Annotated in this window: 11 protein-coding genes, 1 pseudogene, 1 riboswitch and 1 other annotated feature; of the genes and pseudogenes, 10 read left to right on the top strand and 2 right to left on the bottom strand. The window is 34.8% G+C overall.

Going from position 1 to position 13,833, the window contains the following annotated elements; genetic code table 11:
- Positions 1–9: 9 nt before the first annotated feature.
- A pseudogene (locus tag VZL98_07970) lies at positions 10–1,377 on the bottom strand (SLC13 family permease).
- A 69-nt stretch (positions 1,378–1,446) separates the two neighbouring features.
- Positions 1,447–1,541: riboswitch (THF riboswitch) on the bottom strand.
- 208 nt (positions 1,542–1,749) lie between these two features.
- Positions 1,750–1,946 (top strand) — a binding site (T-box leader).
- A 35-nt stretch (positions 1,947–1,981) separates the two neighbouring features.
- Between VZL98_07970 and ileS the strand changes: the two are divergent.
- From ileS to VZL98_07955, 3 genes are all read left to right on the top strand, one after another.
- Positions 1,982–5,080: an isoleucine--tRNA ligase gene (ileS, locus tag VZL98_07965; protein WVH62632.1), complete on the top strand. Its 3,099-nt coding sequence runs from the start codon at positions 1,982–1,984 to the stop codon at positions 5,078–5,080.
- 56 nt (positions 5,081–5,136) lie between these two features.
- Positions 5,137–5,718, top strand: coding sequence for a rubrerythrin family protein (locus VZL98_07960; GenBank protein WVH62631.1), 582 nt, complete (start codon positions 5,137–5,139; stop codon positions 5,716–5,718).
- A 387-nt stretch (positions 5,719–6,105) separates the two neighbouring features.
- Complete coding sequence (locus VZL98_07955) at positions 6,106–7,083, top strand: HD domain-containing protein (GenBank protein WVH62630.1); 978 nt, start codon at positions 6,106–6,108, stop codon at positions 7,081–7,083.
- 66 nt (positions 7,084–7,149) lie between these two features.
- Here VZL98_07955 and VZL98_07950 read toward each other — a convergent pair whose 3' ends face one another.
- Entirely contained in the window at positions 7,150–7,944 is a 795-nt protein-coding gene (locus tag VZL98_07950; protein WVH62629.1) for a class I SAM-dependent methyltransferase, read from the bottom strand.
- 260 nt (positions 7,945–8,204) lie between these two features.
- Between VZL98_07950 and VZL98_07945 the strand changes: the two genes are divergently transcribed.
- The 7 genes from VZL98_07945 (at position 8,205) to VZL98_07915 (ending at position 13,804) form a co-directional block, all read left to right on the top strand.
- Positions 8,205–8,972 (top strand): type II CAAX endopeptidase family protein, encoded by a 768-nt coding sequence (locus VZL98_07945; protein ID WVH62628.1) that lies wholly within the window; start codon positions 8,205–8,207, stop codon positions 8,970–8,972.
- A gap of 132 nt (positions 8,973–9,104) precedes the next feature.
- Positions 9,105–9,566 carry an NUDIX domain-containing protein gene (locus VZL98_07940; GenBank protein WVH62627.1) on the top strand — a complete coding sequence of 154 codons (462 nt, stop codon included), beginning with the start codon at positions 9,105–9,107 and terminating at the stop codon, positions 9,564–9,566.
- A 4-nt stretch (positions 9,567–9,570) separates the two neighbouring features.
- Complete coding sequence (locus VZL98_07935; protein WVH62626.1) at positions 9,571–10,116, top strand: GNAT family protein; 546 nt, start codon at positions 9,571–9,573, stop codon at positions 10,114–10,116.
- A gap of 49 nt (positions 10,117–10,165) precedes the next feature.
- Positions 10,166–10,897, top strand: a complete 732-nt coding sequence (locus VZL98_07930; GenBank protein ID WVH62625.1) for an NAD-dependent protein deacylase — start codon at positions 10,166–10,168, stop codon at positions 10,895–10,897.
- Positions 10,894–11,316, top strand: coding sequence for a hypothetical protein (locus VZL98_07925; GenBank protein ID WVH62624.1), 423 nt, complete (start codon positions 10,894–10,896; stop codon positions 11,314–11,316). The genes VZL98_07930 and VZL98_07925 overlap by 4 nt, the downstream gene beginning before the upstream one ends.
- 73 nt (positions 11,317–11,389) lie before the next feature.
- Entirely contained in the window at positions 11,390–12,187 is a 798-nt protein-coding gene (locus VZL98_07920) for an SIMPL domain-containing protein (GenBank protein WVH62623.1), read from the top strand.
- A gap of 918 nt (positions 12,188–13,105) precedes the next feature.
- On the top strand, positions 13,106–13,804 hold the full coding sequence (locus tag VZL98_07915) for a hypothetical protein (protein ID WVH62622.1): 699 nt from the start codon (positions 13,106–13,108) through the stop codon (positions 13,802–13,804).
- Positions 13,805–13,833: the final 29 nt, after the last annotated feature.

Below are 13,833 nucleotides of genomic sequence, written 5' to 3'. Positions count from 1 at the left end.
TTTTCTCCTCTATAATAATCCCATTAGTTTCCACCAAGGTAAGTATATTAAGAATATAAATACCAATACGCCAACAGACATATATGCTCCGAGTTTTGTCATATATTTATCCGGATAATATTCTCTAACGCATCCTATCATCATTGTAGCATGATGGAAGGGCAATAAAAAGTGAACATTTACAGTGATATAGGTTAGTAAGGTAATCACAATTCCGTTTATATTTTGACTTTCTGCCATTGGAACCAGTATTGGCAGTACGACAGACATGGTTGCTACCGATGAACCGATTGATAAGTGAAGCACCATTACGACGATGGTTATTAGCAATAAGTATAAGGGACTATTGGGATTTGCCAAAATTAAACTTAGTTTCTGGAATATGATTTCAGTGATTCCCGCTTGTCCCAAGACCTTACCGATGCTGAATACTGTGGTTTAAAATAGTAAGAAATGAGGATTTACTGATTTCAAATCTTCCTTTTTTAATAATCTCATGGCAAACATGATAATGGTAGCAACCATCGAAACTATCCACGGTTTTATATGGTGAATATCTTCAAATATCCAAAGAAGGATTACGACCACCATCAATAGTATTACTGCGAGCTTGCTGCTTTTGTCAATATTTTCAGTTTTTGATTTTACTATCATATCAGAACTAAAATACTTTAAATCATCTTTAAAGATGAATCGCAATAGTACAATCGATAAAACCGATGCGACAAGTGTCGGCAGTGCCATAAGTGTGAACCATTTAAACTGATTAAGTTCAGCGTTTACTGCTTCTGTAGAGAATCCAAGGGCTGCTCCGTTTAATACAATATCACCATTTATAAACATCATATAGGTCATGGTAATTGCAAAAAATACATTAAACAGTATGGCTCTTTTCGCTCTTTGTTCATTTTCGTCTCTGTAGGTAATCAGTGAAGAGTAAATACTTCCCAGTATTATAACTCTTGCAAATGCTTGGGGTATGATGAACACCAAAACTATACCCAAGAGATAGGGGATTGAAAGAATTGTAAAAATATTGTTTCCGGTTTTTAAAAAAATTCTCTCAATAAATCCATTAATTGCACCACTATTCATTATTCCCACTGATAATAATGTGGTGAAGATAATAAGCAGCATCGTATCTGAATACACAAAGCTTATGATATTCAAGAGTTTAGTATTAGAAAAGATACTAAAAGATAATATCAAAAGTGCACATACGATACTCTTATGTAGACCATTGCTTGCCCAAAGAATTACAGCCGTAACGAGTGAAGCAAGCACTATCGCCTGATTTTGATTTAAACCAAGTGGCTTAAAAATCGCAATAAGTAAAAAGGCGATAAGCGAAATAATTAAAAATCGCTTCTTATACATAGACACCTCCTGTACATAAAAAAAAGAGGACAACCATTTTGGTAGTCCTGCTTCCGGCATCAAAAAAAGAACAGCGGAAGCGGCAAATTAACGCATGAAATTTCATTTCGTCCCTCGGCTACATCCCATCCGAGAGCACTTAACGCAATTATACCTACTCTGTTTATGTTAATATTTTATGTATATAGTATACACCTATAAGTATTAAAAAGTATTTAAAATATCAATTTATAATTATTAAATGAATGATTAGTAGAGCTTAGGTGCGAAATACAATATAGTAGGTATTTTTTTATTAGATATTTTTGTAATGAAACAGTTATTTCAGCTATAAGTATTTGACATCAAGTGACAATATCTATATAATTATTTTGTAATGCGTTGAAGGGAAGAGTAGATTTGTTGAAACCTAAAGAGAGGTGGCGGTTGGTGGAAGCCATTGGTCTAGACTAATTGAAGATCACCCCGGAGCTCAGTGGGATAAAAACCACTGCGACTAATGCCCGTTAAGCATCTAAAGAGGCAGCTTGCTGCAACAATGGTGGTACCGCGATTATATCGTCCCTTGAATAAGGGACGTTTTTTTATTATAAAGGGTGGGAAAATGACAAAATTTAAAGACTTATCAAAATTGCCGGTAAAAGACCGGGAGATGGGAACATCTAAATACTGGGAAAAGATCGATCTATTACATAGATCGGTGGAAGAAAGACCGAGAGATAATAAGTATATTTTCTATGATGGACCTCCGACAGCGAACGGAACTCCAGGTATACATCATGTTATCTCGAGAACTCTTAAGGATTTGACATGTAGATATAAGACCATGAAGGGTTACAGAGTCAACAGAAAAGCAGGTTGGGACACACATGGTCTGCCTGTAGAGATTGAAGTTGAGAAGAAACTTGGACTAAAAAGCAAGAAGGAAATTGAAGAATACGGTGTTGAGAAGTTCAACAAAGAATGTAAACAATCCGTTTTTAAATATGAAAAACTATGGCGAGAGATGTCTGAAAGAATGGCATTTTTAGCTGATATGGACAATCCGTATGTAACTCTTGAAAATGACTATATAGAATCTGTTTGGTGGCTTCTTGACAATATGTTTAAGAAGGGATTTATCTATGAAGGTGCAAAAATCCTTCCATATTGCCCAAGATGCGGAACCGGACTTGCTTCTCATGAAGTAGCTCAAGGCTACGAAATGATTAAAACCGAGACTGTATATGTTAAGTTTAAACGCAAGGACAAAGACAATGAGTACTTCTTAGCTTGGACAACCACACCATGGACTCTACCTTCAAATGTGGCTCTAACTGTTCATCCTGAAGTAGATTATGTGAAGGTTAAATACAATGACGAATACTATTACCTAGCTGAAAAACTTGTGGATGAAGTAATCGGTGAAGGTTATGAAATAGTCGAGAGATTTAAGGGTAAAGATTTAGAACATATTGAGTATGAACAATTACTTCCGTTCTTCCCTGTAAATCAAAAGGCATTTATAGTAACTTTGGCTGACTATGTAACCATAGAAGACGGTACTGGAATTGTTCACTCTGCACCGGCATTTGGTGAGGACGACTATCAGACAGGTAGAAAATATGATCTTCCAATGATAAATCCGGTCAACGATGAAGGTAAATTTGTCGGATCTATTTGGGACGGAAAGTTTGTAATGGATGCAGATCCAGATATTATTCAGTATCTGAGAGAGAATGACAAACTACTTAGAAAACAAAAAGTAGAACATAATTATCCGCACTGCTGGAGATGTCATACTCCTCTAATCTATTATTCAAAACCTTCATGGTATATAGAGGTTACTAAATTAAAAGATCAATTAATTGCGAATAATAATGGAGTAAATTGGTATCCTGATTTCATCGGAGAAAAGAGATTTGGAAACTGGCTTGAAAACCTAAACGACTGGGCAATTTCAAGATCTAGATACTGGGGTACACCTTTCCCGATATGGAAATGTGAAGAATGTGGAGAAGTTACTAGTGTAGGTTCAAGAGCTGAACTAGTAGAAAGAGCGATTGAAGATATAGATGAGTCTATAGAACTTCACAGACCTTATGTAGATGATGTACATCTAAAGTGTAGCTGTGGCGGTCGTATGACCAGAGAAGAAGATGTAATTGACGTATGGTTCGATTCTGGTGCCATGCCTTTTGCTCAACATCATTATCCATTTGAGAATTATGATAATTTTGACGACTTTTACCCTGCAGATTTTATCAATGAGGGTATAGACCAGACAAGAGGTTGGTTCTACTCGCTTCTCGCAATTTCTACATTAACTACCGGAAAAGCACCATATAAGAATGTGCTGGTAAATGATCTTATTCTCGACAAAGAGGGTAAGAAGATGTCAAAATCCAGAGGAAATACTCTAAATCCAATAGAGTTATTCGACCAATATGGTGCGGATGTCGTGAGATTTTACTCCGTGTCAGTATCTCCTCCATGGGTACCAACAAAATTTGACGTAGATGGATTGAGAGAAGTAGAGAGTAAATTCTTTAGATCTTTAAGAAATGTTTATAATTTCTTCCAGCTATATGCAAATACAGATGATATAGATCCAAGGGATTATGATATTAAAGTTGAAGATAGAGCTGAAATAGATAGATGGATACTTTCAAAATTCAATTCACTTGTTAAAAACTATCACCAAGATATGGATAGTTTTGAATATACAAAAGCTATAAGAGAGGTATCTGAATTTGTAATTGAAGATGTTTCTAACTGGTATATAAGAAGAAATAGAAGAAGGTTCTGGAGTCCTGAAATGGATGAGGATAAAAAAGCGGTATATGCTACTTGCTATGAAATCCTGGTTGGTATTGTAAAATTAATGGCTCCATTTACTCCTTTTATAACTGAAGAGCTATATAATAATCTAGTAGGAAGTGAATCAGTTCATCTTGAAATGTTACCTGAAGCTGATGAAAAATTAATAGATAAAAATCTAGAAGAAAAGATGGACCTCGTAAGAAAACTGGTAACTCTTGGAAGAGCTTCAAGAGAAGCGGTTCAAATAAAAGTCAGACAGCCACTTGGTGAGATGGTAGTTGACGGAAAATACGAGGAATTAATCAGTGACCTTATTCCATTAATAAAAGAAGAGCTTAATGTTAAAGAAGTTACCTTTATGACTGACTTAAGCAAGTTTATGGACTATAATCTGAAACCAAACTTCAAGGTTGCAGGTAAAATCCTTGGTAAAAATATTAAGGAATTCGGAAATCTGCTTAATGCAGCAAATCCAATTGAATTGATTGAAAAAGCTGAAAGTGGAAACCTGGAGCTGGAACTAGGCGGAGAGATGATGTCCATACCTAAAGAATACCTGGACATAAGAGTAAGTGCCAAAGAGGGTTTTGATGTAGTTATGGAAGGAAATGTATTTGTCATCCTGGATACTACACTAACTAAGGAATTAGTTCTAGAAGGTTATGCCAGAGAATTCATTTCTAAAGTTCAGCAGCTAAGAAAATCAAATGATTTTGATGTAATAGATAATATTGTTGTTGAGTATACTTCTGATGATGAAGTGAAAGAAGCGGTAGAAACGCATATGGACTTTATCAAAGATGAGATATTGGCAATTAATATAATAAAAACAGACGACTTGGACGGTGAAGAATTAGACTTAAACGGCAAAGTTGTCAAAATCAGTGTAACAAGAGCTTAGTAAATAAAATCTTTGAACGCCTTGGGTAGGGAGTTTGAAGAAGGAGGAGGAAATTTATGAGTTTAAAAGGCACAAAAACAGCAAAAAACTTATTGGCATCATTTGCAGGTGAGTCTCAAGCAAACATGAGATATACCTATTATGCCAGTCAAGCAAAAAAAGATGGATATGTTCAAATTCAAATGATATTTGAAGAAACTGCAAGAAATGAAAAGGAACATGCTAAGAGATTCTATAAATTCTTAAGGGATGATTTAGAAGGCGAAATGATTGAAATAGAAGCAGCTTATCCTGTAAACTTTGCAGATACTGCATCAAATCTTCAAGCTGCTGTAAACGGCGAGAATGAAGAGCATACTGAATTATATCCGAAGTTTGTCGACATCGCTGAAGAAGAAGGATTTAAAGAAATAGCACATGTATTCAGAGAGATTGCAGAAGTAGAAGAAAGACATGAAATAAGATTCCAAAAACTTCTTGACAATATTAAAGCAGGTAGAGTATTCGAAAGAGAAGAAACAGTTGAGTGGAAATGCAATAACTGCGGATACATCCACAAAGGCAAATCAGCTCCAAACCTATGTCCTGCATGTGCACATCCTCAAGATCATTTTGAAATATTTAAAGAAACTTATTAGAAAAGAGCCGTTTGGCTCTTTTTTTATATAGATAGACTTTCTTTACAAAAAGCGTCATCTCTTCATCGCTACCTTTTTTATAGGTTTTTGTTGTGAGTTTTTAAGAGCCTCCATCTGACGAGGGAGGTGGGTTTGTGAAGCAAACTCGGAGGGAGAGAAATATAAAAAGCGACATCTTTACGTCGCTACAGTAAAAATCTAACCTCTAACCTTCTAACTTCTTACCTCTAAAACTGTGAGGTGGGTCGCCTAAGCGACTCGGAGGGAGAGAAAAGTACTAATATCTGGATTTTCATAGAATTCCTACTTCTAAAATAGATAGACTTTCGTTAAAGACTAAAGATATGATAAAATTGTATATAATTTTATTGTATCAGGGAGGTAATTATGGAAACCAAAATAAAGAACTTAGTAATAGGTCAAGGGAATCAATATATAGTTGGATTTGTTTCAGATATAAAAGAGGGAACTACTTCTAATGGTGAAAACTTCATTTCTTTAAAGATATACGATAATGAAGACAAGATAGATGTTAAAATCTGGCAAACTAGTCAAAGCGAAATAGATGCGTTAGATATAAGAAATGGAAGTTTTGTAGTAGCCAGAGGAAAATGTCAATTATTCAGAGATTCAAAACAGTTTAATGTAGACAAGTCTGACAAGTTAATGATAAGAAAGGCAAATGACGGAGAGTTCAATATCTCGGAATACATGCCTACTGCACCCATAGATTATGATGAGATAAAACAGTATATTATAAATGGAATTGAGCAAATCAACGATATTGAGCTCAGAGTTTTTGTCAATTCGATATTTAATGACTATGTCGATAAGCTCATATCTTATCCCGCATCGATGAATGTGCACCATGATTATCTTAATGGTCTCGGATACCATATCTACAGAATGTTAGCATCTGCATTGGCACTTAGATCCGTGTATAAAAACCATGTGAATTTTGATTATGTGATTGCAGGTGTCATCTTACACGATATCGGCAAGGTAAACTGTTACAGAGTTTCAGAGATGGGAATGCCCGAGGACTATACTCTTGAAAATTCACTCCTGGGACATATTCCAATAGGTCTATTGATGTTGGAACCATATGAGTTGTCTGAGAGTAAGAAAAATTTAATTAGGCATTTATTGCTCTCTCATCATGGAAGACCTGAGTTTGGGGCTGTGGTTACGCCGATGTTCATAGAGGCACAATTATTACATCATATAGATATAATGGATGCTTCAGTTACAATAATGGAAGCTGAAATGGACAAATTGAATCCAGGCGAGGTAAGCGACAGAATATGGAGTCTTGATAGGACGAGATTATTCAATCACGCGGAGGAAAATACACAAAGTAAATAGGCTTTAAGAACAATGACCTCTTTAATCGGCTAAATCCGGTTAAAGAGGTCATTAATATATTAGAATTTACTTATTTCTTACATCCCAAATCATAATTGCATTGAGATGTATGATCTCATACTCAAGTTTCTCGTTTTTAGATATTCCTTTCAAATACTCCAGAGCTTTTTCGGGTTCTTTGAGATCCAAGGATTTTATAAAGGATTCAAAATCTTCAGGTAGTAATTCTGCTTTTGTGATTCGCCTATCATAAGTCAATTCGGGAAGATAACCTTTTTCCCAAAGCGTATTAAAGGCAGCTATAATCTTGTCTCTCATCATGGTAGATTTTTTATAATCACCGAATTCTACCAAGATATCATCTCTCAAAGTATTTATTCTCTGAACATGCTGACTGATATAACAAAGCTGTTTTGAAGCTTTTGTCATATTTAATACAGCCTTACTGCTGTGGATTGCAGGAGAGAAATTTGCAAAAACCAAATCGAATTTATTTTTCCAATCCAGCTTCTTTATATCAGCATCTTCCCAGCTTAGATTTCTAAATTCAATATTTTCTATGCCCGAGTTCAATGCATTTTCTACCGCTATTTTTACCATATTATCTGCAATATCGATTCCGAGTACATTATTTGTATGCTTTGCAAATTCAATACTATGTCTTCCATCGGCGGAACCTATATCTAAAACGCTAGCTTCATTAGGATTGTCCAGTCTATTTACCAGACCTTTAATATCTGCATAATGCTCTTCGTCATCGGCTTTTTTACTAAAAGATTCAGCTCTGTTGTTCCACATAGTTTTAACTGATTCACTATCATATTCAATATCTTTCCAAAGTTTTTTTATATATTTCTTCACGTCAACCTCCAAAAAAAGTTCTATAAGTACTATACCCAATAATTCAAATAGTATATCAATAATAAATTTATACTTATTTTACTTAAGGGTGATATAATGATAGTTACAATTTGAGAAACTGCATTTATTTAGCTAAGTGAAAGGTTAATGATGATAGGATTTAGATATTGAGTATAAAAATTTGACGAGTTAAGTAGAGCTGAAATTTATTAAAAAACAGTTCTATAATGCAAATGGATTTTTATATTGGAGGTGTATAGTTGAAAACAAAGTATAATTCAGCAATTCTGGTTTCTATATCCATATTTGTTTGGGTGTTATTATCTAGAGTCATTATATTTGGGATTATACCAAATATAATCCCAAGGATATCTCCAATATTTGAACAGATACTAAGGACGATTGTAGCGCCTTATCTTATAGTGTTGCCCGTATCTTACTTGATTTTAAGAAGGGTTAAATTCACTGATTTAAATAGAAGCAGGTCTTATCCATTAAAGCGTTTGATACAGATTATAGTAATTCAGTCAGGGTTTGGAATTTTTATTTCTTTTTTCTTTAGTTCTGTTTTGATTTTAGTAGGTATTCAGTCTGTGAAATCAATTCCAAGTATGTCAGTTTTAGAGCAGTGGTATACCATATTTTTATTACTGATATTTAATCCGATTTTTGAGGAGATTTTATTTAGAAGAATGGTACTTAACCGTCTTCTGGAATATGGTGAACGAGGAGCAGTATTGTTATCAGCTGCTTTTTTTGGATTAATTCATTTGATTTCTCAAGGACTGCCTCAGATGTTTTCGACTTTTGTCTTAGGAATTATCTGGGCAAAGCTGACTTTGAAAACAAATAGGTTGAGGTATGCTATAATATTGCATATTTTATTTAATTTTTGGGGCTTTATCTTACCTATGTTTCTGATGGATTTGGAGCTTGGAAGAATTATTTTCGCACCCATTTGGTTAATTTTAGTTCCCATATGCGCTACTTATTTGTTTTTCAAAAACAGGAGGCATTTATTAGAATAAGTAAAACTTTATCCGTTTGAAGGAAAGTATTTAATTATTTATAAATAGTAGTTCCATTAAATACTTTTCTTTCAAATTCTCATCATATGGTATATATTATAAATAGAGATTGTATTCAATAGAGGTGATATTTTGAAAGTTGAACTTATGAATATGTGTATGATACATGATATTGATACAGATAGAGTCGTAGTTTTGGACAAGACGGTCAAGGAAGGGTGGGAAGGGCTTACTTTTCCCGGGGGCCATGTGGAGTCTATGGAATCACTGACTGATTCTGTAATTAGAGAAGTATATGAAGAGACGGGACTTATTATAAAGAATCCGAGATTTAAAGGGTTTGTTCACTGGATTAATCTGGCTGACGATTCTAAACAGATTGGACTTTTATATTATTCCAATGAATTTGAAGGAAATTTGATTGAATCAACGCATGAAGGCAAGGTTTATTGGATGGATTTGCAAGAGTTTTTGAATATAGAAAATAAATCTATGTCCATGGACGATTGTATGAAATTATTTTTAGAAGATAAATTTATGGAGGCTATAAGTACATGGGATGGCGAGAGTTTAACTCCATTCCGGTATTTTTAATAATATGATTTTAAAAGTTGAAGATTATGAACTTAGAGTAATACCAATTACAGATGCTGAAATGCTATATAATACCATGAAAGAAAATGCCGATTATTTAAGCGAATACTTGGATTTTATTACCACACTTACTCTTGAATCCGAGAAAAAGGCAATAAATACCTGGCAAGATATGTTTTTGAAGGGTATGGGCTTTGAAGGGGGTATATATTATAAAGACAAACTAATTGGTATGTGCGGTATAAGGTTATCGCGATACGACGATAGGGGTGAGATTGGTTATTGGCTTATTCCTGAGTTTACGGGAAAAGGTATTATGACTAAAATGGCTCTAAACGTAATGCACATGGGTTTTAAGGTATATGGACTTAACAAGATTACAATAATGTGTGCAGATACAAATTATAAATCTCAAGGAATACCTAAAAGATTGGGTTTTAAATTTGACGGTATTCTAAGACAGCATCAAAAACTCAGAAATGAGTATCGGGATTTATATGTTTTTTCTATTGTTAGAAGCGAATGGGAACTGTTTTATGGTGAAGAGTAAATAGCTATGAACAGAGTGGCACCGTCTTGTTGACTAAGAGGAGGTCGCAATGGATAAAGTTTTAAACGAAGTAAAAGAAATATTGAAAAATGGAAGAAATATAGTGTTTTTTGGAGGAGCCGGTGTATCGACAGCTTCAAATATTCCGGATTTCAGATCCAGCACGGGACTATATAATAAAAAAAGTGGGACGAATTATTCTCCCGAATACATGCTCAGTCACACCTTTTTTAAGTTTCATCCTGACGAGTTTGCCGAATATTATAAAAAGAATCTGATATACCCGGATGCAAAACCTAATGCAGCACATATAGCCCTTGCAAAACTCGAGGAAGAGGGTAGACTAAATGCAGTTATAACGCAGAATATCGATGGCTTACATCAGATGGCGGGTTCCAAAAATGTTATAGAAATCCACGGTAATTTAATCGATTACTATTGTGTTGATTGTAATAAGACATTTGATCAGGATTATGTCTTAAAAGTAGAGGGGATAGATCATTGTGATTCCTGCGGAGGAATCGTTAGGCCTGATGTAGTATTATATGAAGAACCACTCGATATGGATAAATTTAATCGTGCAATTGAAGCCATAAGTAATGCCGATATATTTATTGTAGGAGGGACTTCACTGGTAGTATATCCTGCTGCCGGATTACTGAGGTATTATAATGGAAACAAGCTGATTCTGATGAATATGGAGCCGACTACTCAAGACGGATTGGCTGACTATGTAATTTATGGAGATATTTCGAAGATATTAGGAGAGTTGATTAGTTGAATAATTTAAAGTACAAAATTATGGAATTTATGAGAGGTCGTAACGGACTTGATCTCTTAGGAAGAAGGCTGCAAATATTTTTTATAGCCAGTATGGTCATTACCATATTACTTAGAATATTGGATGTTCCGGGGAGTCAAATCGCAAGTCTAATCGGTTTAGTGATATTGATACTACTATATATGAGAATATTTTCTAAGGATATTCCGAAGATGAGAAGGCAACAGGCTGCATATTTTGAAATGGAAAGAAAGTTTATCGCCCCATTTTTAAAACTGAAAAGAAGCTTATTTGGAACTAAGGACTATGTCTATATGTCCTGCCCTAATTGTAAGGAAGAACTCAGAGTACCGAGAGGAAAAGGGAAATTAAAAGTGACATGTCCAAGTTGTAAGCATAGTTTCATAAAAAGAACTTAAGATTGTCACAATAAAATGACTTATACGTTTTATATGTAGAAGACCAAAGATGGTCTTAAAAGGAGGGGACGAAATGACTACTAAAATATCCAAAAATATTTCTATACTTGTAGTATTATTACTACTTGGATTAGCTATTGTGGGTTGTAAACCGGTAAATGGTGCTCAACCAGATAAAAATGAAGTCAAGACTGAAGAGAAGGAAGTAGCAAGTGAGGAAAAGCCGAAAGTGATAATTGATAAAGCTGAAAGCAAGAGTCATCTAACAGTTACAGGTGAAAGTACAAAATCCATTAAACCGTCTATAGCATACTTGAATTTGGGCATTACTACAAATGCTGAAGACCTAAAAGATGCACAAAAAGACAATACTACCAAGATGAATGCATTATTGAAAGCCATAAAAGACAATGGTATAGCTGATGCCGATATACAAACTTCAAGTTATAATATGTATCCGCAATACGACCATGAAACCTACTCAAAAATTGTAGGATATAATGTACAGCATATTATAAATGTTACTGTAAGAGATATGGAAAAAGCAGGAGCTATCATGGATATAGCAGTAGATAATGGAGCCAATAGCTCACACAGTATGACCTTCGGTATTACAGACGAAGAAAGAGAAAACATCTATGTTGAAGCAATGAAAGATGCCATTGAAAAAGGACAAATAAAAGCCCAAGCACTAGCGGATGGCATGAAAATAAAAATCAAAGGACCAGTAGAAGTTGTAGAGGGAAGCAGAGGATTCTCACCACTTCCAAGCTATGACATGAATATGAAGCAAGCCGAAGAATCATCAACAAGCTTCATGCCCGGAGAACTAAAAGTCAACGCAACAGTAACCCTAATCTACGAATACTAATAATTAAAACTGAGAGCTGTCTAACGACAGCTCTTTGATTGTTAATAAACTCTACCAGAGAAGAAAGTTCCTCTGCTGTTTTTTGTTTAAAACTCTATCTTTTGGCAATCGAATTATCTCCGCTCTCGTGTTTCTATATAGGCTCCATCTTTTAGCAGTCGAATTCTAGCCAATCACTTCTTTCTTGGGAATTCTTTGCATGAAGCCTACCAGAAAAGCAGATGTAAGAGGTTTGAGGTTAGAAATTAGACTATTTATGTAGCGACGAGAAGATGTCGCTTTTTGTATTTTCTCTCCCTCCGAGTCGCTTAGGCGACCCACCTCCCTCGTCAGATGGAGGCTCTCAAAGACTTACACAATATCTTCAAAAACTACATTCTTTAAGATTAATTTGTATTTTGTTTTTTTCGGCTCCATCTTTTGGCAGTCGAATTCTAGCCAATCACTTCGTTCTTGGGTATTCTTTGCATGAAACCTATCATAATTTCGAAAAGCATCTCAATTGATTAGGTTGGAAAGGGAGCTGTCAACTCGGTTGACTGAGGGAGAGAAATACAAAAAGAATTCGAAGAATTTTACCTTTATATTTTAAACTCACGCCCAATCTCACACGACTATCCAACTCTTCCGGTGAGCTGTCAGCTTCGCTGACTGAGGGAGAGACATACAAAAAGAATTCGAAGAATTTTACCTTTATACTTTAAACTCACGCCCAATCTACACCACTAACCAATTAGACAATTAATACTATTAAAGAAGTAGAGGAAGTGCCCACACTTCCATGTGTGTTTCCAAGACCAATTTATCTTATGTAATTGTAGCCTAGGTTTTTTGTTCTTGGGGGAGTAATACTTGTATCGCTCACATAAAACAATATGATATAATTGTTAATAGGAATTTATTTATTCAGGAGTGAATATGGAGACTAAAGTTGTAATACCTAAAGAGTTAAAACAGTTTCAAATAGATGAAATGTACTTTCTGATGGAAGAGTCTTATGAGAATTTGAATTTTAATAAGTTTGTGGATGATTTACTGAAGAAGGATAGTGTAATTCTACTTATAGAAGATGGTAAGATTTACGGTTTTTCGACCTATAAGTTATTGAAGTTTAATTATAATGGTGAAGATGTATATGGGATTTTCTCGGGGGATACGATTGTTCATAGTTCACAGGCTATGTCACTGGGACTCCAGAGAACTTTTTCTCGTGTTGTTAAAGAGTATATGGATGAATTGGGAAGTTTATATTGGTTTTTGGTTTGTAAGGGACATAAGACTTATAGGTATATGTCATTATATTTAAATGAGTATTATCCAAATTATAAAGTGGAGACCCCGGATAGAGAACGAGATTTAATGAAGCTCTATGCTGGGTATTTATATGGAATTGATTATGATGAAGAGCTTGGAATAATAAAAAATACCGGCAAAAATGACTATGTCAGGACGGGCGTTTCCGATGCGGATCATAAGGCTCTTAGGAAAAAAGAGGTTCAGTTTTTTGTTAAGGCGAATCCGGGATATATCAATGGAGATGAACTCGTTTGTATTGCTGAATTCAAACCGGATAATATGAAGGCTGCATTTTATAAAATGGTAGAGAAAGATGATTGAGCATTCATTAATTAAGCATAGTACTAAAA

The organism is Peptoniphilaceae bacterium AMB_02 (assembly GCA_036321625.1).
GTDB lineage: Bacteria > Bacillota > Clostridia > Tissierellales > Peptoniphilaceae > Microaceticoccus > Microaceticoccus formicicus.
Note: the sequence above shows the minus strand (reverse complement) of the source record. Positions and strands in the feature narration are given on the sequence as shown.

Coding starts and splice junctions, on each gene's coding strand:
- VZL98_07935 (WVH62626.1), top strand. CDS start 9,571: ATGATTTTAAAAGTTGAAGATTATGAACTTAGAGTAATACCAATTACA.
- ileS (WVH62632.1), top strand. CDS start 1,982: ATGACAAAATTTAAAGACTTATCAAAATTGCCGGTAAAAGACCGGGAG.
- VZL98_07960 (WVH62631.1), top strand. CDS start 5,137: ATGAGTTTAAAAGGCACAAAAACAGCAAAAAACTTATTGGCATCATTT.
- VZL98_07920 (WVH62623.1), top strand. CDS start 11,390: ATGACTACTAAAATATCCAAAAATATTTCTATACTTGTAGTATTATTA.
- VZL98_07955 (WVH62630.1), top strand. CDS start 6,106: ATGGAAACCAAAATAAAGAACTTAGTAATAGGTCAAGGGAATCAATAT.
- VZL98_07915 (WVH62622.1), top strand. CDS start 13,106: ATGGAGACTAAAGTTGTAATACCTAAAGAGTTAAAACAGTTTCAAATA.
- VZL98_07930 (WVH62625.1), top strand. CDS start 10,166: ATGGATAAAGTTTTAAACGAAGTAAAAGAAATATTGAAAAATGGAAGA.